The sequence below is a fragment of the Arenicella xantha genome (assembly GCF_003315245.1).
In the GTDB taxonomy this organism is placed as follows: Bacteria; Pseudomonadota; Gammaproteobacteria; order Arenicellales; family Arenicellaceae; genus Arenicella; species Arenicella xantha.
The window spans coordinates 38,249-56,742 of the sequence record NZ_QNRT01000007.1; the positions used below are offsets into that span (position 1 = coordinate 38,249).

17 protein-coding genes are annotated in these 18,494 nt (G+C 47.0%); 3 read left to right on the forward strand and 14 right to left on the reverse strand.

Features of this window, described 5'->3' with window-relative positions; all coding sequences use genetic code 11:
- Position 1: 1 nt before the first annotated feature.
- Complete coding sequence (locus DFR28_RS17530; protein ID WP_170132166.1) at positions 2-718, forward strand: M48 family metallopeptidase; 717 nt, start codon at positions 2-4, stop codon at positions 716-718.
- On the opposite strand, the gene DFR28_RS17535 is transcribed toward DFR28_RS17530, so the two are convergent.
- Positions 699-1,748 carry a YheT family hydrolase gene (locus DFR28_RS17535; RefSeq protein ID WP_113955700.1) on the reverse strand — a complete coding sequence of 350 codons (1,050 nt, stop codon included), beginning with the start codon at positions 1,746-1,748 and terminating at the stop codon, positions 699-701. The genes DFR28_RS17530 and DFR28_RS17535 overlap by 20 nt on opposite strands.
- Before the next feature lie 90 nt (positions 1,749-1,838).
- On the opposite strand from DFR28_RS17535, the gene DFR28_RS17540 reads away from it, so the two are divergent.
- The gene (locus DFR28_RS17540) at positions 1,839-2,450 is read left to right on the forward strand and encodes a CsiV family protein (RefSeq protein ID WP_113955701.1); all 612 of its coding nucleotides are present in this window, start codon (positions 1,839-1,841) and stop codon (positions 2,448-2,450) included.
- On the opposite strand, the gene DFR28_RS17545 is transcribed toward DFR28_RS17540, so the two are convergent.
- The 13 genes from DFR28_RS17545 to DFR28_RS17605 all read right to left on the reverse strand — a co-directional run bounded on the left by DFR28_RS17545 (position 2,451) and on the right by DFR28_RS17605 (position 17,288).
- Positions 2,451-4,313: a polysaccharide biosynthesis protein gene (locus tag DFR28_RS17545; protein ID WP_211317043.1), complete on the reverse strand. Its 1,863-nt coding sequence runs from the start codon at positions 4,311-4,313 to the stop codon at positions 2,451-2,453.
- A gap of 1 nt (position 4,314) precedes the next feature.
- Complete coding sequence (locus DFR28_RS17550) at positions 4,315-5,409, reverse strand: glycosyltransferase family 4 protein (protein WP_170132167.1); 1,095 nt, start codon at positions 5,407-5,409, stop codon at positions 4,315-4,317.
- A 7-nt stretch (positions 5,410-5,416) separates the two neighbouring features.
- Entirely contained in the window at positions 5,417-6,334 is a 918-nt protein-coding gene (locus tag DFR28_RS17555) for an NAD-dependent epimerase/dehydratase family protein (protein WP_113955703.1), read from the reverse strand.
- The gene (locus tag DFR28_RS17560) at positions 6,307-7,191 is read right to left on the reverse strand and encodes a glycosyltransferase family 2 protein (RefSeq protein ID WP_113955704.1); all 885 of its coding nucleotides are present in this window, start codon (positions 7,189-7,191) and stop codon (positions 6,307-6,309) included. Before DFR28_RS17560 ends, DFR28_RS17555 begins: the two co-directional genes overlap by 28 nt.
- Entirely contained in the window at positions 7,184-8,104 is a 921-nt protein-coding gene (locus tag DFR28_RS17565; protein ID WP_113955705.1) for a glycosyltransferase family 2 protein, read from the reverse strand. The genes DFR28_RS17560 and DFR28_RS17565 overlap by 8 nt, the downstream gene beginning before the upstream one ends.
- Positions 8,105-8,109: 5 nt before the next feature.
- Complete coding sequence (locus DFR28_RS17570) at positions 8,110-9,075, reverse strand: glycosyltransferase family 2 protein (RefSeq protein WP_113955706.1); 966 nt, start codon at positions 9,073-9,075, stop codon at positions 8,110-8,112.
- A 90-nt stretch (positions 9,076-9,165) separates the two neighbouring features.
- Entirely contained in the window at positions 9,166-11,157 is a 1,992-nt protein-coding gene (locus tag DFR28_RS17575) for a glycosyltransferase family 2 protein (protein ID WP_113955707.1), read from the reverse strand.
- A gap of 6 nt (positions 11,158-11,163) precedes the next feature.
- Positions 11,164-12,387: an SAM-dependent methyltransferase gene (locus DFR28_RS17580; RefSeq protein ID WP_113955708.1), complete on the reverse strand. Its 1,224-nt coding sequence runs from the start codon at positions 12,385-12,387 to the stop codon at positions 11,164-11,166.
- Positions 12,384-13,721 carry an ABC transporter ATP-binding protein gene (locus tag DFR28_RS17585; RefSeq protein ID WP_113955709.1) on the reverse strand — a complete coding sequence of 446 codons (1,338 nt, stop codon included), beginning with the start codon at positions 13,719-13,721 and terminating at the stop codon, positions 12,384-12,386. The genes DFR28_RS17580 and DFR28_RS17585 overlap by 4 nt, the downstream gene beginning before the upstream one ends.
- Positions 13,711-14,502 (reverse strand): ABC transporter permease, encoded by a 792-nt coding sequence (locus tag DFR28_RS17590; protein WP_113955710.1) that lies wholly within the window; start codon positions 14,500-14,502, stop codon positions 13,711-13,713. The genes DFR28_RS17585 and DFR28_RS17590 overlap by 11 nt, the downstream gene beginning before the upstream one ends.
- A gap of 64 nt (positions 14,503-14,566) precedes the next feature.
- Entirely contained in the window at positions 14,567-15,457 is an 891-nt protein-coding gene (gene rfbA, locus DFR28_RS17595; protein ID WP_113955711.1) for a glucose-1-phosphate thymidylyltransferase RfbA, read from the reverse strand.
- A 32-nt stretch (positions 15,458-15,489) separates the two neighbouring features.
- Positions 15,490-16,545 (reverse strand): dTDP-glucose 4,6-dehydratase, encoded by a 1,056-nt coding sequence (rfbB, locus tag DFR28_RS17600; protein WP_113955712.1) that lies wholly within the window; start codon positions 16,543-16,545, stop codon positions 15,490-15,492.
- A gap of 53 nt (positions 16,546-16,598) precedes the next feature.
- Positions 16,599-17,288, reverse strand: coding sequence for a winged helix-turn-helix transcriptional regulator (locus DFR28_RS17605; RefSeq protein ID WP_113955713.1), 690 nt, complete (start codon positions 17,286-17,288; stop codon positions 16,599-16,601).
- A gap of 196 nt (positions 17,289-17,484) precedes the next feature.
- On the opposite strand from DFR28_RS17605, the gene DFR28_RS17610 reads away from it, so the two are divergent.
- The gene (locus DFR28_RS17610; protein WP_113955714.1) at positions 17,485-18,486 is read left to right on the forward strand and encodes a GNAT family N-acetyltransferase; all 1,002 of its coding nucleotides are present in this window, start codon (positions 17,485-17,487) and stop codon (positions 18,484-18,486) included.
- Positions 18,487-18,494: the final 8 nt, after the last annotated feature.

Consider the following 18,494-nt stretch of genomic DNA (forward strand, 5'->3'; position numbering starts at 1 on the left):
AATGAGCAAGTCAGAACAGGTACAAATTGACGATCTAGAAGTCACATTAATACGCTCAGCCCGGCGCAAACGCTTGAGTTTGGAAGTTGGTGTTAAGGGCGTTCAAGCGCGCGCGCCAAGCCGAATGCGCTTAGGCGCAATCGTGGCATTTGTACAATCAAAACGTGCGTGGATCGATCAGCATCTCGCCAACGTACCCGATATTCCGAGCAACCCTGAGTTTAGCGACGGCGTGTCTATTCATTACCGAGGCACGCCGACTTTGGTCATCTTGAAGCCTGGCAGCAAAGCTCCGGTGAAATCGACCTCTAACGGTATTGAAGTTCCAGTAAGCGAGTCGCATCTTCCACTCGAAGTATCGGCAAAAACCAAGCTGATAAAGTGGTTGAAACAACAGACTAGGGCCGAACTTGAGGTTCAAGTCGCTAGATTTGCCGAACGCATGCGCATTCCTCGATCACCACACCAATCGATTCGTGTACGCGATTATAAACGCCGCTGGGGCAGCTGTGATGCGCACGGGTCGCTGTCGTTTAACTGGCGGCTAATTCTTGCACCACCGGAAGTGCTGAACTACGTAGTGGTGCACGAGCTAGCGCATTGCCTAGAGTTTAATCACTCCAGACGTTTTTGGGCTATTGTCGAGCAAGAAGTCCCCAATCGAAAAGAATATCAGCAATGGCTAAACCAATACGGCATCACGCTATATCAGCTTTAGAGTTTCGATGCTGCTGAATAATTGCGAGCGCCTGATCGTCTTGCCAGCATTCCCACTTCCAGTTTTTAATATAACCACAATGCCCACCTCGATCTGTGACAACCACCGTGAGATTGGGGCTGTCAGATAATTGCTTAATGCCTTCAACCGGGATAATCATGTCGTCCTTGGCAAAAAACAAATAACAAGGTGCAATGGTGTCGGCTAATCGGTCACCTGAAATCGCGTAGGCGTCAAAATAAGCTTCTAAATCAGTGTATGAGGTGTACTCAGGAATTAATTGCTGATTCATTTCTTCCAGCGTTTTCATCGAGTCCAAACGACTGGCATAGTCATAATGTGGCCAATGCTGTAATTTTTTGCGCAATGAACGTTTCCATTTGCGCACAAAATATTTACCGTAAACAATGTTACTCAGCTGATTCAAAACAATATTGCTCTGACTAGCATGAATCACTGGGCAAAAGGCAATAACGCTCTCCAGCGTAATCTCTCGCTCTTGAGCTAAGGCCGCAACTCGCAGGCTAAAGTTGCCGCCCAATGAGAATCCGACCAAATGATAGTCTGCATATGACTCACGCGACTGCAAATCTTCGATCGCGTACATCACTTCTTCAATCAAAGTCGAATTGAATATCTCCTCATTTAAATGATGTGTATCGCCGTGGTCACGCAAATTAAGGCGAAACACATCAATACCTTGGTTCAGCAACTCCAAGGCCATCGACTGAATATAAGTGGAATCATGGCTCCCTTCCCATCCGTGAATCAGAATCGCTAATGAAGAAGAGCGCTTAGTTGATGCGCGGTTGAGATAACCGGCTAACCGAATCCCTTCACCGCCACTTAAAAGCATTTGCTTGCTTGACGTCGAATAAGGCAGAAAACGTCGAGCAATTATCGACTTACGCACGCCTACACTCGACAAAATCGTTTGAGAGTGCGCGTTACGCAGCCCAAATGAGGGCTTAAAACTGTCGCTCGATAGGCTCGTTTTAAGCTTTGATGAGGTAATGTTGATTTGATTCATTTGAGATTTACACTGTTACACTAACGGCTCTGCACCAAGACACGTTAAACTTACACAAAAGGCATCGAAGTGCGCAATATCAAAATAATCATGAACGTCATTCAACACAATTATAAAACCATTCGACTCGGCATATTCACCACCGTTTCACTACTATTCTTGAGCTTTACAACCGTTGCCTCGGCAAAGGACTATATGGTCGAGGTGCTTATATTTAAACACAGCAACCCTTCGACCGCCTCTGAGAGCCATGACTACACTCCGCCGCAACCAATGCGTTCAGCTTCCACTACTTGGAAACTAGACCCGTCAATGCTGGTGGATGATGCCGAAAAGCTCGAAAAATCCTCCAATTACCATGTGATGCATCATTTATCATGGGGGCAAGAATCACTGTCCTATCGTGAATCGGCAACGTTTACCGTGTTTGAAACTGACACACAAGGTTACATCAAGGTATATGCAGATGACCTGTTGTTTATCAATGTCGATCTTGACGTTACTGGGTTCAGAATGCAGGAAAAACGACGCTTAAAACTCAACGAAAAACACTTTTTTGACCACCCAAAATTTGGGCTCTTAGTTCAAGTTTCTCGCTTAGAGGCCGAACCAGAAGCGGAATCAGTAATCCCCAGCGAAGTAGAGAGTAAAACAGCTCAGCCGACAACCAATGCCAGCGGTGAATTGAATAGCTCTCGCTAGCTAAGCAGTCTTCTTGGTGGCTTGCTCTGTGCCGTCTTGATATTCAGGCACAAGCGTCTGAATACAGGCCGACAGGCCACCATCATAGTCGTCGATCCGCTCTTGTATTTGCTCAAACACCTGTTTGACAATTGCCCGATCAACATGGCGTGTGGCCGCTAAGTGAATCTTTTCGTAGTCCGTGACCGTGAGATTTTCGTCGTCATGGAATAATTCCTCATGCAACTTCTCACCTGCTCGTAAACCGGTATAGACAATTTTAATATCCACATTGGGTTGTTTACCCGACAAACGAATCAACTGTTCCGCCAGTTCAGAAATCAGTACAGGTTGCCCCATATCCAAAACGTAAATGCATCCGTCTTCGCCCATAGCACTGGCTTCTAAGATTAGCTGAGTCGCCTCAGTAATCGTCATAAAATAACGTGTCATCTCAGGGTGCGTAACGGTCACCGGTCCGCCGGCCTTAATTTGTTGCTGAAATTTTGGAACTACGCTGCCAGCTGAACCCAACACATTGCCGAATCGTACGGTAATAAATTTAGTCTTACTTAATGATGCTAAAGTTTGACAATAGATTTCCGCCACTCGCTTACAGGCGCCCATCAGGCTACTTGGATTGACTGCTTTATCGGTAGAAATTAATACGAATTTCTCGACTTTGAATTCGTGCGCTAAATCAGCAATAGTCTGGGTTCCTACTGCATTGTTCTTAACTGCGGCGCGCACCTGCCCTTCCAATAATGGCACATGCTTATACGCGGCGGCATGAAACACTGCGGCAGGTTGAAACCGTTCAAACACATTGCGCGCTGCTGGGGCATCACAAACATCACCAAGTACGGGCGTGATTTTGGTTTCAGGAAAGCGTTCTCGTAACTCTTCTTCAATTCGATACAAGTTGTATTCGCATTGATCGAACATAACCAAGTGGCTCGAGCATACCGAAGCCAGCTGCCGACACAATTCCGCGCCAATAGAGCCTCCGGCTCCAGTGACTAGTACCGTTTTATTACATAGGCTATGACGAATTCGTTGCCAATCGAGGCGTACTGGGTCGCGTCCAAGCAAGTCGTCGATTCTGACTTCTCGCATGTCTCCGAGCTGGACATGACCGCTAACCAGTTCGTGTGCACCAGGCAAGGTGCGGAATTCAATGCCGGTGCGCTCACAAATAGCCACAAGGCGCTGCATTTGCTCATCATTGGCCGATGGCACCGCGATCAAAACTAGGTCAATGTCCCAGCGGAAAATCAGGTCTTGCAACACATCCGGTGAAGCAACAATGGGGATGCGATGAATTTGCCGACCGATCTTGCTTGGATCATCATCCAAAAATGCCACAATATTATAACGATTAGGATGGTTACGACGGAGGTCCCGTAGCAACTGTTCGCCAGCCGCTCCGGCACCAAGAATGACAACTTTACGGCCTGAACGAGTCGAAAAGTGGCGGTCTTTAAGCAGTCGATACAACAAGCGAGAACCGCACATTAACGCCAGCAGAATAAGTGCATATAAGATAAATACCGAGCGCGGCACAAACATTAAACGCTCAGCAACCAAGAATAGCGTAAAAGCAATGGTCGCGGTGCCAACAATCGTGGCACGAAAAATTAACGACAGGTCTGGCAGAGAAACAAAGCGCCACTCGCCGCGGTGCACACCAACAAAGATATTGGTAACCGCTTGCACTGTCACCACCACTGGCAAGGCGAAAACTGCACTCCTTAAAAACTCGTCTGGCACCGCCTCTAGGTTGTAGCGTAACCAGTAAGCACCGAGCCAAGCAGCAGGAATGACCAATATATCGTGCAAAACAATCCGCCAACGGAAAACCAGCATGCCAAGGGATTTGATCATTTTAATCTGTTTTATTCTGGGGTTTAGAAGCTGGTAGAGCACCAGCTTCTATTATTTTTACAATCACAACCGCGACCACCATAATTGATACTACGCCGAAAATTGCCAATGCGATAGTATCACGGTACAACACACTGAGCGTTGCGATCAAGGAACATATCAACATCATAATAATGGCACCACACACAATTTTTGCATGCGACACGCCGTGCGTGGCTAAGCGTTGATAATAATGCGTTCTATGGGGCAACCAAATCTTCTCGCGATGCCAAATACGTCGAGCAATAGTAACGCTGGCATCACTCACGAAGACTGCAAATATCAACACCAAACTAAGCACCGGATAGTCGTGTCGAGTAACGGCTATGATAATCATTGTGGCAAAAAATGCACCAAGAGTGACACTCCCTACATCGCCCATAAATACCTTTGCCGGTCGCCAGTTCCACAACAAGAAGCCATAACTACTTGCTGCCACTAAACCACAGACCACAGCAAGTGCGAGGTTGTTAGCCATATAAAACCAGAACGCGAGCGTGATACTGGCAATAATAGACTGCGATGCGGCAAGGCCGTCCATGCCATCCATAAAGTTGTATAAGTTGGCCATCCACAAGATACCAAGCACTGACACAACTGCGCCAAACCAACCCAAATATAACCAACCTATCTGATTGACCCAACCGAATGCAGCGACAGTTAGTAGCGCCAAGCAAAACTGAACAATGAAACGGATTTTGGGCGACAAGTCGTGTCGATCGTCATACCAGCCTAATATGCCCCATGCACTCAGCAAGCCAGCCAATATTCCATAAAAAAGAAGGCTGTCAGTCCAGACCCCGACGCCAAACAACCCCAGTGCCGCAGTAACCACCATGACAATACCGCCACCACGAGGCACACTACCTTGATGCAAGGTGCGCTCGTTGGGCACGTCCACCATGGAGCTGCGGATTAGGTAAGCAATCAAAAATCGAGTCGCTAACCACGCGACAAGAACCACCGAGCAGAACAAAGCGATAATGAGTAAGATAAGCATCGGGCTTAAACTCTCAAGGCTATTCAGCAGCGGATGATTCACTATGGCTCGCAACATAACAGGATTACCCCTGATCGCTCTGCAACGGATTCCCAGTAATACTGAGATCTCGCTGCGGATTAAGCAAAAATGCTTGAGGGGAATAGCCAAAGTCGGATTGGGCAGGACTAATGTCATAGCACAAATCCTGACTCATTCTATTCGCCATCTCCGGTGTGTAGTCAAATCGCCCGATTTTAGACGCGAGCATCAGCAGGGTTCGAAATACGCCAAGCGGAATTGATAATATACGCGGAGACTGCCCTACACCGCGACATATTCGTTCGACCATTGCGCGATACGTAAGCACCTCACCACCAGCGAGTGAATACGTCTTCGAGTAGGTATTTGCATCTTGTAATATTCGCAATGCGGCGCTGACTAAATCTTCGGCATGCACAGGTTGACGACCACCATTAGCCGCTCCGACCAACGGCATAAATCGATACTTGCGGATAAATCGGGCGATATGCATCACATTTTGATCGAGTCCGTAGCCGTAGATCATGCTCGGTCGCAATATCGTTAAATGCAATTTATGCAGATCACAATGCGTTTGAATGGCGGCCTCAGCATCGGCCAACTTCTGAACCAACACTTGCTCCTGAGTGTTGGCGGAGCCCTGCTTACTGAGTACGCTAGTAGAACTGAATACCACAAGACGAGTCAGCCGTGCGCTGCTCAAATCTGCAAGTCGTGGCGGCAATAACCAAATAGGTGCGCAATGAATTAGCGTACTAACCTCGGCCAACTGAGTTCGAACTACCTGATCCGCGGGTTCATTTAAGTCCCACCTCAACCAACTAGCTTGTTTGTGATTAGCCGATCGCGACACCATCAAACATCGCTTGCCTTCAGATTTCAAGCGTTCAGCGAGAGGCTGTCCAACCACACCTTGTGCACCAGTAATTAGAATCACGAAGTCGTCCAACCCTTGAGCCATGCGATCAACGCTCGCCCGGCAAAGCTAACATAGACACCGAGCGTGACTAGCCACCTTATAGGCCACCGATATTGCTGGCGATAAAATTTATCAAAAAAGCGCAGCATGCCGCGATGCAGCGACCACAATACCCGTACCGGTCGCGACTTAGAGCTCACGCCCTTTGCGTGAGTCACCACTGCAGCCGGCTCGGAGCCGACTTGCCAACCAGCAAGCTCAAAGCGTTTGCACCAATCTAAGTCCTCACAATGCATAAAATAGTCTTCGTCTAACAGCCCTACTTCGCCCATCGCACTGACTCGAGCTACCATAAAAGCTCCAGACACCGCTTCAACCTCAGCGAATGGTGATTGCCGAGTAAGGTTTGCACCATAGTCAAAATTGCTAAAGTTCGGATGATTGGGGAAAAATTTATGTAACTGCAGCATACGCACCAGCGCCGACCATGGCGTTGGAAACTTGCGACGACAAGTCACTTGGACACTCCCGTCTTCATTTAAAATCAAGCCACTCGCAAGTCCTAAACGCGGATGAGCCTCAAAGGCATTTAAAATATGTTCTATCGTATCTGGCGCTAATTCGCAGTCTGGATTCATCAAAATCGCAAACTCGGTGTCCGCATCCAATTCGCGCAACACCTGATTGTTAGCTGCAGCAAACCCCACGTTACACTCATTGAGTAGCCACTGAACACGAGACTCAGACACCGCTGCTTGGGCGTTAGCGATACTGTCGTCAGACGAAGCATTATCAACCACGGTGATCGCGCCTGCGCCATACTCAATGGCCGAATTAATCGATCGGCATAACCAATCTCCGGCATTGTAGTTGACAATAATTACGTGATATCTAGGCATTCGGCATCGGCCCCGTTACCCCTCTTAAGCCATGCCACACACCGCGTAACATCATGCTCAAATTTGCTCGTCTCGGCGCTTTCACAAGCCCAAACATAATGAAGATCATGCCTAAACGTTGAATGTCGTTCCACTTCCACCAATTGCTGCAGTAGCCGCGCCGGTAAAGCAGCACACTGTTTCGCATAATATAGTAATAGCGAAATGGTTTATGTTGCGGCACATTGCGCTGGCGACCGCCGATCGCTACGCGATGCGTCTGTTCGCCCAAACCATGTTGCATTAATGCGTCGCAAACACCAAAGGCCCGATAGCCTCGATTCTTGGCTCGCAAGAACCATTCGGTGTCGACGTGATCGATAAACAGTGATTCATCCATAGTACCAATATGCTCGATGGTGTCAGTCCGAATCAACGAGCCAGAGGAGATTAAAAAGTCGGCTTCTAAACAACCAAGTTGATCACGTTCATTACAATAACGACGAGCAAACTTGAGTTTACCAAATCGCACGAAGAAAGATTCACTACCGGTGTCCGCATTTAGGTAGCTGACACCAACCGCACTGACCGGATGCGATTTCGATTGTTGTTCGTGAGCCGCCACTAAAGCCGCCACCATCCCTGTGAGTGGCACGCTGTCTTGATCCATTATCAACACATACGGGTAGGCATTCTGCTGGGCATAGGCGATCCCAGCATTGTGCGCCGCGCCCACACCTAAGTTGTCACGTTGCGGCGCAAACACAACGGTTTCCAACTGCTCGCACAATTGGCCAATTTCGGCGCCATTCGTCGAGCCATTGTCCACTACCAATACGCCACAGTCTTGTTTCAACAAAGCGGCCAGCGTCAGCCGCAATGATGGCAGTTCAGGGTTATATGTAACAACGATGGCAAGAACCTTCTTGCTCACCCTGTTTAACCTTTCTTAGTATCGTCAGTCTCAATACCGATCGTGTTGCGCACATGGTAGATCGGTTTATTCTGGCTTTCATAATAGGTTCGGGTTTGCATTTCGCCAATCAAGCCAAACAAAATGAATTGCAGCCCGATTATGAGCAACATGAATGCAAAAATCAGCAGTGGGCGGTCACCAAGCGGCACGCCAAAAAACAATCTCGCCACGGTTAAGTACGCTATAAGTGCTCCACCAATGCCGCCTAAGGCCAACCCAGGCATACCGAAAAAGTGCAATGGCCGCGCATGATATCGCAACAAAAACTTCACAGTTATCAGATCTAACACCACACGAAAAGTTCGTGAAATACCGTATTTAGATTCACCGGCGGTGCGTGCGCGATGGTTTACTTTTACTTCAGCCATTTTAGCACCGACACCACTAGCTACCGCAGGAATAAATCGGTGCATTTCACCATACAGTGTGACGCGTTTAGCAAGTTCTTTGCGCATGGCCTTTAGCGTACAACCATAATCATGCAAACGCACATCCGTTATCTTGGAAATCAATCGGTTTGCCAGCATTGATGGTAGCTTGCGTGAAAGATAGGTGTCTTGGCGGTCAAAACGCCAGCCACAAACCATGTCATACCCTTCTTCTATTTTAGCAATTAACGCTGGAATATCGGCCGGATCGTTTTGACGATCAGCGTCTAATGTGACAACGATATCGCCTTGTGCATAATCTAAACCGGCAACCATAGCAGCGGTTTGACCGAAGTTGCGACGGAAGCTCACCACCTTGATTTGCGGCATGGTTTCACGACAGCTAGCCAATACATCACAGCCGTCATCGGTACTACCATCATCGATAAAAATCACTTCGTATTGTTTATCGATAGTATCCATCGCGGTCTTTATCTCATCACATAATGGTTTGAGATTCGGCGATTCATTCAAAAAGGGTATTACAATAGAGACGTCCATAACGGTACCTGTCGAGTCTAACTAGTGGGACTCGTCTGCGTGGTTAGCGAAAGCGCGATTATACGAAAATAACCGCCAAAAATAAGGCTTTTAATCGGTCGATTCCAGAAAAATCAATTCATCTTGTGCATGGTGCTCGGTTTGAGGGAAAACCCCCTCATCACTTATGCGTAAGTGTTTACTGTAGTATTTGTCTACGAACCCTTTGCACTTCCAGCGTTTTTGCAATGCGCCAAGCTCACGAAAATAGCGCTCAACATGCACATCCGATAGGTCATCCCCGCGACTGACAGACTCATGGTGATACAAACATGCCTCAGGGGTCCACATTATCTCGTAGCCCGCCGACTCAACTCGCAAGCAGTAGTCAATGTCGTTATAGGCTACTTTAAAATTCTCTTCGTCTAAGCCACCAACTTGCTCGAATAGCGCACGAGGGGTAACCAAGCAAGCGGCGGTGACGGCCATCATATTCTGCGTGGCCAAGCAGCGATACTGATAGCCAGGAGCATCACCAACTTCGAGCCGATGAATGTGCCCGGCCGCATTGCCCATTCCGATGGTAACTCCAGCGTGCTGTATTTTACCATTTCCAAACAACAACTTAGCACCAACAATTCCAACCTTTGACTGCGTTGCCCAAACCATCATCTGGGTTAGCCAGTCACCATCAATCACTTCAATATCGTTATTGACTAGACCAATATACTCGGCTGAACCGTGGCGAGCTGCAAAGTTATTAATTGCCGAATAATTGAATTCGCCGGGGTACGCGACCACTTTAACGCGTGGATCTTTTTGCAGCTCCTCAAAATACGCGAGTGTTTCCGGCAGCTCGCTACCGTTATCGACAATGACAACGTGATAGTTTTGGTAAGTCGTTTTACTCAAAATACTATCGACGCACGGCTTGAGAACAGCCAAACCGTCACGCGTTGGTATAAGCAGATCAATTGAAGGATGTTGCTTCCAAGCCTGATTCGCTCGTAAGCGGTTGTATTCACCGCTACGTAACCAGTCAATATTGGGCCACGGAGACTGCTCCGAAAGCGGCGCGGGAGTGTCTAACTGAGCGGTTCGATCACTTCGGATTAGCGCTTCATCAACATGCAAAACCTTATCGAGCTGGGTAAACGCCTGTAACGCTAAGGAATACTGTATATCGGTATCGAAAAGCGCTTGAGTTCCAGTGTCTGGCAGCATCTCGGTGTTAACCAACATGGCGAAACCCACGTAATTAAAACAGTGCAAATAAGCTCGACTCGGACTCGGCTTAAATACCGGGTGTAAGGCGTTTGGGCCAGTCTGAACGGTGTAATCGTGGTCGGTGTAGACCAAATTTGGTCGAGTAGATGATTTATTGATTGCCCGCTTTAACATCAAAATCGCCGGTTCTCGCAAATGCTCAGTCACCGCCAACGGTAAACAGTATTCTATGTCGCTGGGAACATCATCGCCTGCCATTAATATGGCGTCTGGTTGCACTAACAACTCAGTGAGTGCCACACGCTGAGAATCATTTTCGATAACCACAGCAATACGTACCTTGCGAACTAACCATGTGAGTTGTTTGTTAAACCCTCGGTACTTATGCCAACCTTTAACCTTTTTTAGATACCCTCCAGCGCTGGCATCGGGCGCATAGAACGCCAGCAAATCGTTCGACAGCTCAGTAGAGTCCTGAAACTGCATGACTAACATTTTGAATAATGTTTTTAAGCTGAAAAAATCGAGCAAATAACGAAAACAGATGAGCAGTACTCGTAATCGCCCTTCTATACCGGAGACCCGAGCTAATCGCTCAAACTCAAGAGAACGGCTATACGCTTTAAGCTGCCCTTCGGGCAAATAGACCAACATGCGATTCCGACCACCATGAAATCCCAGCAACGTGCGTTCAACACAGTGTCCTTTGGCATTTTCTAGCAATAAGCGCGGAACCACATCGGTAACGCCCGCCACCACGAACTCACATATATACCAGCCCGCCCGCAGACGAATATCATTCTGAGTAAAATCAACATGCTGCCAAGTAGACGCAAGCCGATTATTGAGCTTAACCAAAAACTTTAAAATGCTCATGCGTCGTTATATTGTGGTTTTACCGAAAATTCGACGAACCAAATTCATTGCACGCCAACCAATAGAATTACTCATTAATGCCACCTTGGCTTCTAAATTCGAGGTGTGTGATTGCAATTGAATAATCTCAGCATTTAAATGCTGCTGGATTTTTTTATCTTGCACGCGCTGCTCAGCCTTGGCCGACGGCAAGTCATAACCTAGTTCAGGCATTTCAAACTGACTCAGCTCATTCGGGCAAAGCGCTTGCAATACCGACTCATTGCTTCCTAACAATATGAGAAAAGAGTTCGCATGATCTTCAAAATTTCCTGCGTCTAACAAACCTTGCCAAGCACGGTGTTCAGAAACACCCAAATCAAAATGCTCAGCGTAATCACGTGACCGAATAGGCAATAAGCCCTCCAACACTCGACTGCTTGGAGCGCCCTCTTTCACCACTAATGTTGGCACTTTATAATCTGGAAAAGGATAGAGAAACTGATGGGCAGAAAACTGCGCCTGAGTAATTTGCTCAAGCCACTCGGATCGACTGTAGGTGCGAATGCCGGTGGATTCACGATAGTTGTCTAACCCTACAAAGCGAACACCGTAGTGGTCTTCATTGGCACCGAGCATATACTTTAAGCCTAGTCGGTTTTCAATCGCAATGAGTGTGACACCATCGTCTACGGCAGCCTTACGCGCAAGCCCTAATAGATCTTGCAAGGCAGCTTGGTCAGTCGCACGCTGTGAAAAGCGTCCAGCGTATTCAGTGACACCGACAAACAAGACTAGGTCATACCCATTTTTTGGAAATTGTATATCATTAAAGTTCGCAACACTGATCGTGACATTGTCTAAATCACGACATCGCAACGCGGCTAACGCCGCTCGGCTCGCGCTGCCTTCTACAGCATCAACCTGAATATGCGAATGTTCGCCCAAGTAGCGTGTGATTGACCCACAACCACAACCGAGCTCTAACACTCGATTAACATTGCTCAAGTCTAGCGACCGTAATAGATTCGCTCGCGTACTGGATAAATGGTATTCGGTCGGCCAGTCATCTATTTTAGACTGTAGCTCATAAGATTTTGACGATAAGTCCTTGGCTTGAGACAAAATGGTGTATAGCTTTGCTTCCGCCTCGTCACCGTCAGAGTACTGGAAATCGGCCGCACCGGCCTCAGCCGCATACACGCGGTTACGATTACGAATAAATTGATTCTGTTCGGTTAGCGCGCTCATGAATGAACCTCGTCAATCATTTCAATTTTGCCGGCCAAGTCAGCATAACCAAATGCTTCAGGCGTGGTACCCACATGAATGTGGATCATGTCGTAGCGTCGATCCACCGCAATATTATCTTTGGCTTCGTGGTCTTGTGCGACCCCCAATGAGATAAAGTAATGCCCCGACAAAAGACTTAACGTCAACTCAAACTCGATCGGCACCAAATCACCACCTTTCTGTGACAATGGCATGTCACTTACCAACCTTGAGTTCGTACCGTATACCGCATTGCCGTCTTCGGTTTTGACGGTAATTCCGTAAATAAGCTCGTCTATGTCTTGCTCAAATAGCACTGACATTCGGATCGTCAAACGATCTCCTCGTTTAACTAAACCTGAGGTATAAGCACCATTTTGCAACACTTCATAATGACAAATCTTCGCGCGACCATCGCCCCAACGGTGTTCATTCGCATTGTAAGTCGGCTGTTTCACGCAATTATCGACAGTGGGATCAAAGTCAACCGCGTAGTCCTCGGCATTAATAGCGACTGGCGCTTGCACATCTGCGTCAGACTCAAACATCATTTCTAAATAGGCTTGAACTACGTCTTTGGGGCTGCCCGTCATTTTGAGCTCGCCTTCGTCCAACATGATGGCCCGGTCACAATACTTTAAAACGCTGTCAGTTGAATGCGTAACAAATAAAATCGAAACGCCCTGCTCCTTGAGCGCGTCAAGACGACGAAAGCACTTGCGTTGAAAACGCACATCGCCAACAGCCAGGGCTTCATCGACGATTAGAATGTCCGGGTTCATATTAATCGCCACCGCAAAAGCTAGGCGCACAAACATACCGCTAGAATAAGTTTTAACTGGCCGATGTAGGAAATCGCCAAGACCACAGAAATCCACAATGTCGGGCAGCTTCTGATGAAACTCATCACGCGTTAACCCCATAATCGAGGCATTTAAGCGGGCATTCTCCATGCCGGTAAATTCTGGATTAAAGCCGGCGCCGAGCTCCAATAAAGCCGAAATCCGGCCATGCGTTTCAAACTGACCTTCGGTCGGCTGTAGTATTCCCGCAATAATTTGTAACAGGGTTGATTTACCTGAGCCATTTTTACCAACAATACCAACTGTTTCACCTTTATGAACAGTTAGGTCGATGCCTTTGAGGGCCCAAAAATTATGCGCGTACGTCTTTTTCGGGAAAAAGCTCTGCCACAAACGATGAATCGGCTTGCGGTAAGTCTTGTAGCATTTTTTAACTTGCTGAACTTTTATTACCGGCTGCATTACCGGCTGCATTACCGGCTGCTCATTGAGGTGTTGACTAGATGACATCAGCGAACCCGTCCCGCGTGCGATTAAAGAACCAAGCACCAAGCACTAACATCGCAACCGCTCCGATAGAATACAAGCCAAGATGAGTCCAGTTTGGCATCTGACCAAACAACAACACCGCCCTTAGCTGTTCAACAATAATGCTGAGGGGGTTTAGCCACAAAACATAATCTTGCATTTGCTCTGGAATGGCATCAAAGGGGTAAACAATCGGCCCCAAAAATAATAACACCGTCATTAGTACGCCGATCACCTGACTTAAATCACGAACGTAAACGCCCAATACTGAAATAAACCAAGACGCGCCCAATAAGAACACCAACAGCGGCGCAAGCACTACCGGCACCAACAACACAGTCCAGTGCAAAGTATTCCCAGTTAATAGAAATATGCTAATTAAAATCAACATTCCGAGGAACATATGAAACAGCGCATTAGACAGGCTCACCAGCGATAATATTTCGAGCGGAAATACAACCTTTTTGACGTATTGCGAGTTACCAGTAATTAACCCGACCGAGCCAACCAGCACCTCCGCTAACAAACCATGACAAAGTAGGCCAGCGAACAAAATCAATCCAAAACCAATATTATTGGTGCCTTCTACGCCCCATTTAGCCTTCATTACAATGCTAAATACAAAGGTGTAAACCAAGAGCATTAAGATTGGGTAGAAAAACGCCCACAAAAAGCCCAATTGTGAGCCGCGGTAACGCTGTTGAACATCACGCTTGAGCATTTGAAAAAACAAATACTTATTCTTTTTAAGACTGGTTAACATTTTGTCCTACGGGATTCTCGCTGATATCACCAATTGAAATTGAAAGCTCGATACGCCTAAACACTTAGTCTATTCTAGGAAACTGATGCTTGTGTTCTAGAATCATCTTAAGGTACTGGCCGTAACCACTTTTCTCGTACTGAACCGCCGCTTTTTCTAATTCTTCGTCGCCGATGAAGCCCTGGCGATAAGCAATTTCTTCCAAACATGCAACCTTCAGACCTTGACGATTTTCTATCGTTTCAATAAACATAGAAGCTTGCAGTAACGATTCATGAGTACCCATATCAAGCCACGCCAAGCCGCGCCCAAAAACCTGCACTGACAGCTCGCCCCATTCCAGGTACTGCTTATTCACATCGGTAATCTCTAGCTCGCCTCGCGGTGACGGCTTGATCCCTTTTGCCACATCTACCACGCGATTGTCGTAGAAATACAGCCCGGTTACAGCGTAATTAGACTTCGGTTTAGCTGGCTTCTCTTCTAAACTAAGAGCATTCCAGTTCTCATCAAAGTCAACAACACCGTAGCGCTCAGGGTCATGCACTGGATAGGCAAATACCGTCGCACCTTTCTTTTGATCACCGGCCGCTTTTAAATTCTTGCTTAGATCAGCACCATGAAACACATTATCGCCCAGCACCAGCGCGCAATCATCGTTGCCAATGAACTCCGATCCAATAATAAAAGCCTGCGCCAAACCATCTGGTGATGGTTGTACCGCATAAGAAATATTTAGACCCCACTGCTCACCGCCGCGCAGCAATTGCTGAAATCGAGGAGTGTCCTGCGGTGTCGAGATAATCAAGATATCGCGAATTCCCGCCAACATTAGCGAGGACAAGGGATAATAGATCATCGGCTTGTCGTATACCGGCAATAACTGCTTGGAAACGGCCTGTGTAACTGGATGAAGACGCGTACCGGATCCACCGGCCAATATAATGCCTCGCATAAAATACTCTCCTAAATAATTCGATTTATTGTCTATTTGGCGCCGAGTCGATCACCACGATACTCGCCAGAAACAGTTGCAACCCATTCGGTGTTGTCTAAGTACCACTGTACGGTCTTCTGGATACCCGACTTGAATGTTTCGTCTGGGGTCCAACCCAACTCACGTGCAATTTTCTGTGCATCAATAGCATAGCGACGATCATGACCAGGGCGGTCGGCCACAAACGTTATCTGCTTCGAGTATGGCGCAGCATCGTCGCGAGGCTTGATTTCATCAAGAATCGCGCAAATCGTCTCGACCACTTCAATATTGGTTTTCTCATTGTGTCCGCCGACGTTATACACCTCGCCGTTCTCGCCTTCAGTAACAATCTTCCATAAGGCTTTCACATGGTCATCAACAAACAACCAATCACGAATATTGTCGCCTTTGCCATAGATTGGTAATGGCTCGCCAGCCAAGGCTTTGTTAATCACCAATGGGATTAGCTTTTCAGGGAATTGGAAGGGACCATAATTATTTGAACAGTTTGATATAACCACCGGTAGCTTGTAAGTCTTATTCCAGGCACGCACCAAGTGGTCAGAACTGGCCTTACTTGCTGAATAAGGCGAGTTAGGTTTATAGCGTGTGGTTTCAGTGAAAAGACCGGTGTCGCCTAAGCTACCGTATACTTCGTCAGTTGAAATGTGATGAAATTTGAAAGCATCACGCTTGTCGCCTTCTAAGCTTTGATAATAATTTAGCGCTACTTGCAGTAAGGAGTATGTCCCAACAATGTTGGTTTGGATAAACTCGCCGGGCCCATCAATTGAGCGATCCACATGTGATTCTGCAGCCAGATGCATAATGTAGTCAGGCTGATACTGATCGACCAAATCTTGCATGATCGCTGTATCAACAATATCTTGTTGATGAAAATGATGGCGCTCACTGGCATCGGCTCCGCCTAATGAATGCAAACTACCGGCATAGGTCAGTTTGTCAACGTTCACAACAACCACGTCAGTGTCATTGATTAAATAACGAACGAGGGCCGATCCTATAAACCCTGCCCCACCTGTCAAAAATACCGTTTTACTCATAAAAATATTCTCTAAATTAGCCCAATCACTGTCGCGTTAAGCATCGTTAAAAGTTAAGACGTCTGTTGTAAATCATTGGACGCGTCAATGTTTGATACGTCCACATTCGACTCTGTGTTGCGGTAATTCATATTCAGCAACATATCCGGAACATAAATCGGCTGGTCATCGAGTTGTGACTCAAGCGCCACGAGTAAGTCACTAGTTTGCTCCATTGACGTCAGCACAACACAATCAAACGTTTGTTTATCTGGTAACACTTGGCTAACGGCAACGTTAAAAAAGTCATCACGCTGCGCATCCGGCTGGAGAATAGCGACCACGTCAATCTTCGCTTGCAAGCCGCGCATAAGCGCGATCTCCGTCAAATCGGACAAACCGGCTAATACTACCCTGCCATGACCAGCTTCACGACAACGGTTATAGACCTGCGAATACTCATCGCCTGATTGGCGAAACAAAGCCAACGAGGTTGAAAAAAATTCAGCGGTTAAGCGCGCTTTTTCGGCAAAGCCATTCGGCGTTACATAATACAAATAACGGTTTGCTGGCGCCGTTGTAATCTTGATCCAACCCTTTTTGACACAGCGCTTTAAATACGAATTAGCCAGCCCCAAGGCTACGCCCATCTCCTGTGCAAGATGTCGCTGACTGATGTCGTCCTTCTGCTCAATGGCTTTTAACAGCTCAAGCGTGAGCTGGTTTTCCTTGTCAGAAGAGGTTTGTGATTGGCGCGTGTTCATGGCGTGAACACTATAGTGAGTTCACATTAATGAGTCAAAGAATAAATTGCGCGATTTACCCACTAATTCGATTTTTTATGTGGTTCACTCAGATTGTCACTACGCAACACCACTGTAACAAAACCGTCACTCAATCGTTATCAACTAGTCACAAAACAGAATTAGTCTCTCGTCAAACAAATGATCAGGTAACGATATGAATCAATCACTAGAATCGTCAGAACTTAGTTTGATTCCACAAAACTATTTTGCGCACCTCAGTGGTCGGTGTCGACACATGCTAAATGCACGTCGCTACGCCGCTCATGAATCGCAACCCATTGCCTTTCCGGAAGCGCGACATCGACTTCGCCGCGAACTAGCCAGCTCTCGTCGACTCGGAATTACCCCTGATGGCAAACACATTTATCTATTTCGTTATCGACCAAACTCAAGCGTGCTAAAAGAACTCGGTCGCTTGCGTGAACTAACTTTTCGCGCAGTTGGTGAAGGTACGCAACGCAGTCGAGATATTGACGAATTCGACAAAACTTATCTACAAATCATTTTATGGAATGACCAAGAGTCCGAGATAGTTGGCTCCTACCGTGTTGGAGAAGCATTTAATTTAGTAAAAAAACGCGACACCTCGGCACTGTATACCAACGGCCTATTTGACTACCGAGACCAATTCATCAACTGTATGCCGCAGGCCTTAGAACTGGGTCGCAGCTTTATTCAACCAAAATATTGGACCAAGCGCGGACTAGACTACCTATGGCAAGGTATTGGTGCTTATTTGCAAGCACACCCAAATATTCGTTACTTGTTTGGAGCGGTCAGCATCTCCAACGAATTACCTGATCTCGCCAAACAACAAATTGTGGCCTGTTATCAACACTATTTCCAACCTGACAATCATGATCAGTTCGCGGCCGCTCGCCTACCCTTTCAAACCAATCGAAGCATTTTAGAAAGCTATCGTGACAAATCGTTTGCACAAGCATCAGCGCATCTAAAACAAAGTTTAAAACGACAAGGTGTTTCGCTACCGACGCTCTATAAGCACTATGCCGAGCTTTGTGAACCGCAAGGAGTGCGCTTTATCGACTTCAATATTGACCCCAAGTTTTCATTCTGCGTAGACGGACTCATGCTGGTTGACCTGTCACACATTAAGCCGCAAAAGCGAAAACGCTACCTAACCCCTTCCGCTTAGAGGCACAC

Coding starts and splice junctions, on each gene's coding strand:
- DFR28_RS17550 (WP_170132167.1), bottom strand. CDS start 5,409: ATGTTGCGAGCCATAGTGAATCATCCGCTGCTGAATAGCCTTGAGAGT.
- DFR28_RS17540 (WP_113955701.1), top strand. CDS start 1,839: ATGAACGTCATTCAACACAATTATAAAACCATTCGACTCGGCATATTC.
- DFR28_RS17575 (WP_113955707.1), bottom strand. CDS start 11,157: ATGAGCATTTTAAAGTTTTTGGTTAAGCTCAATAATCGGCTTGCGTCT.
- DFR28_RS17570 (WP_113955706.1), bottom strand. CDS start 9,075: ATGGACGTCTCTATTGTAATACCCTTTTTGAATGAATCGCCGAATCTC.
- DFR28_RS17610 (WP_113955714.1), top strand. CDS start 17,485: ATGAATCAATCACTAGAATCGTCAGAACTTAGTTTGATTCCACAAAAC.
- DFR28_RS17535 (WP_113955700.1), bottom strand. CDS start 1,748: ATGAATCAAATCAACATTACCTCATCAAAGCTTAAAACGAGCCTATCG.
- DFR28_RS17560 (WP_113955704.1), bottom strand. CDS start 7,191: ATGCCTAGATATCACGTAATTATTGTCAACTACAATGCCGGAGATTGG.
- rfbB (WP_113955712.1), bottom strand. CDS start 16,545: ATGAGTAAAACGGTATTTTTGACAGGTGGGGCAGGGTTTATAGGATCG.
- DFR28_RS17545 (WP_211317043.1), bottom strand. CDS start 4,313: ATGATCAAATCCCTTGGCATGCTGGTTTTCCGTTGGCGGATTGTTTTG.
- DFR28_RS17585 (WP_113955709.1), bottom strand. CDS start 13,721: ATGTCATCTAGTCAACACCTCAATGAGCAGCCGGTAATGCAGCCGGTA.
- rfbA (WP_113955711.1), bottom strand. CDS start 15,457: ATGCGAGGCATTATATTGGCCGGTGGATCCGGTACGCGTCTTCATCCA.
- DFR28_RS17580 (WP_113955708.1), bottom strand. CDS start 12,387: ATGAGCGCGCTAACCGAACAGAATCAATTTATTCGTAATCGTAACCGC.
- DFR28_RS17590 (WP_113955710.1), bottom strand. CDS start 14,502: ATGTTAACCAGTCTTAAAAAGAATAAGTATTTGTTTTTTCAAATGCTC.
- DFR28_RS17605 (WP_113955713.1), bottom strand. CDS start 17,288: ATGAACACGCGCCAATCACAAACCTCTTCTGACAAGGAAAACCAGCTC.
- DFR28_RS17555 (WP_113955703.1), bottom strand. CDS start 6,334: ATGGCTCAAGGGTTGGACGACTTCGTGATTCTAATTACTGGTGCACAA.
- DFR28_RS17530 (WP_170132166.1), top strand. CDS start 2: ATGAGCAAGTCAGAACAGGTACAAATTGACGATCTAGAAGTCACATTA.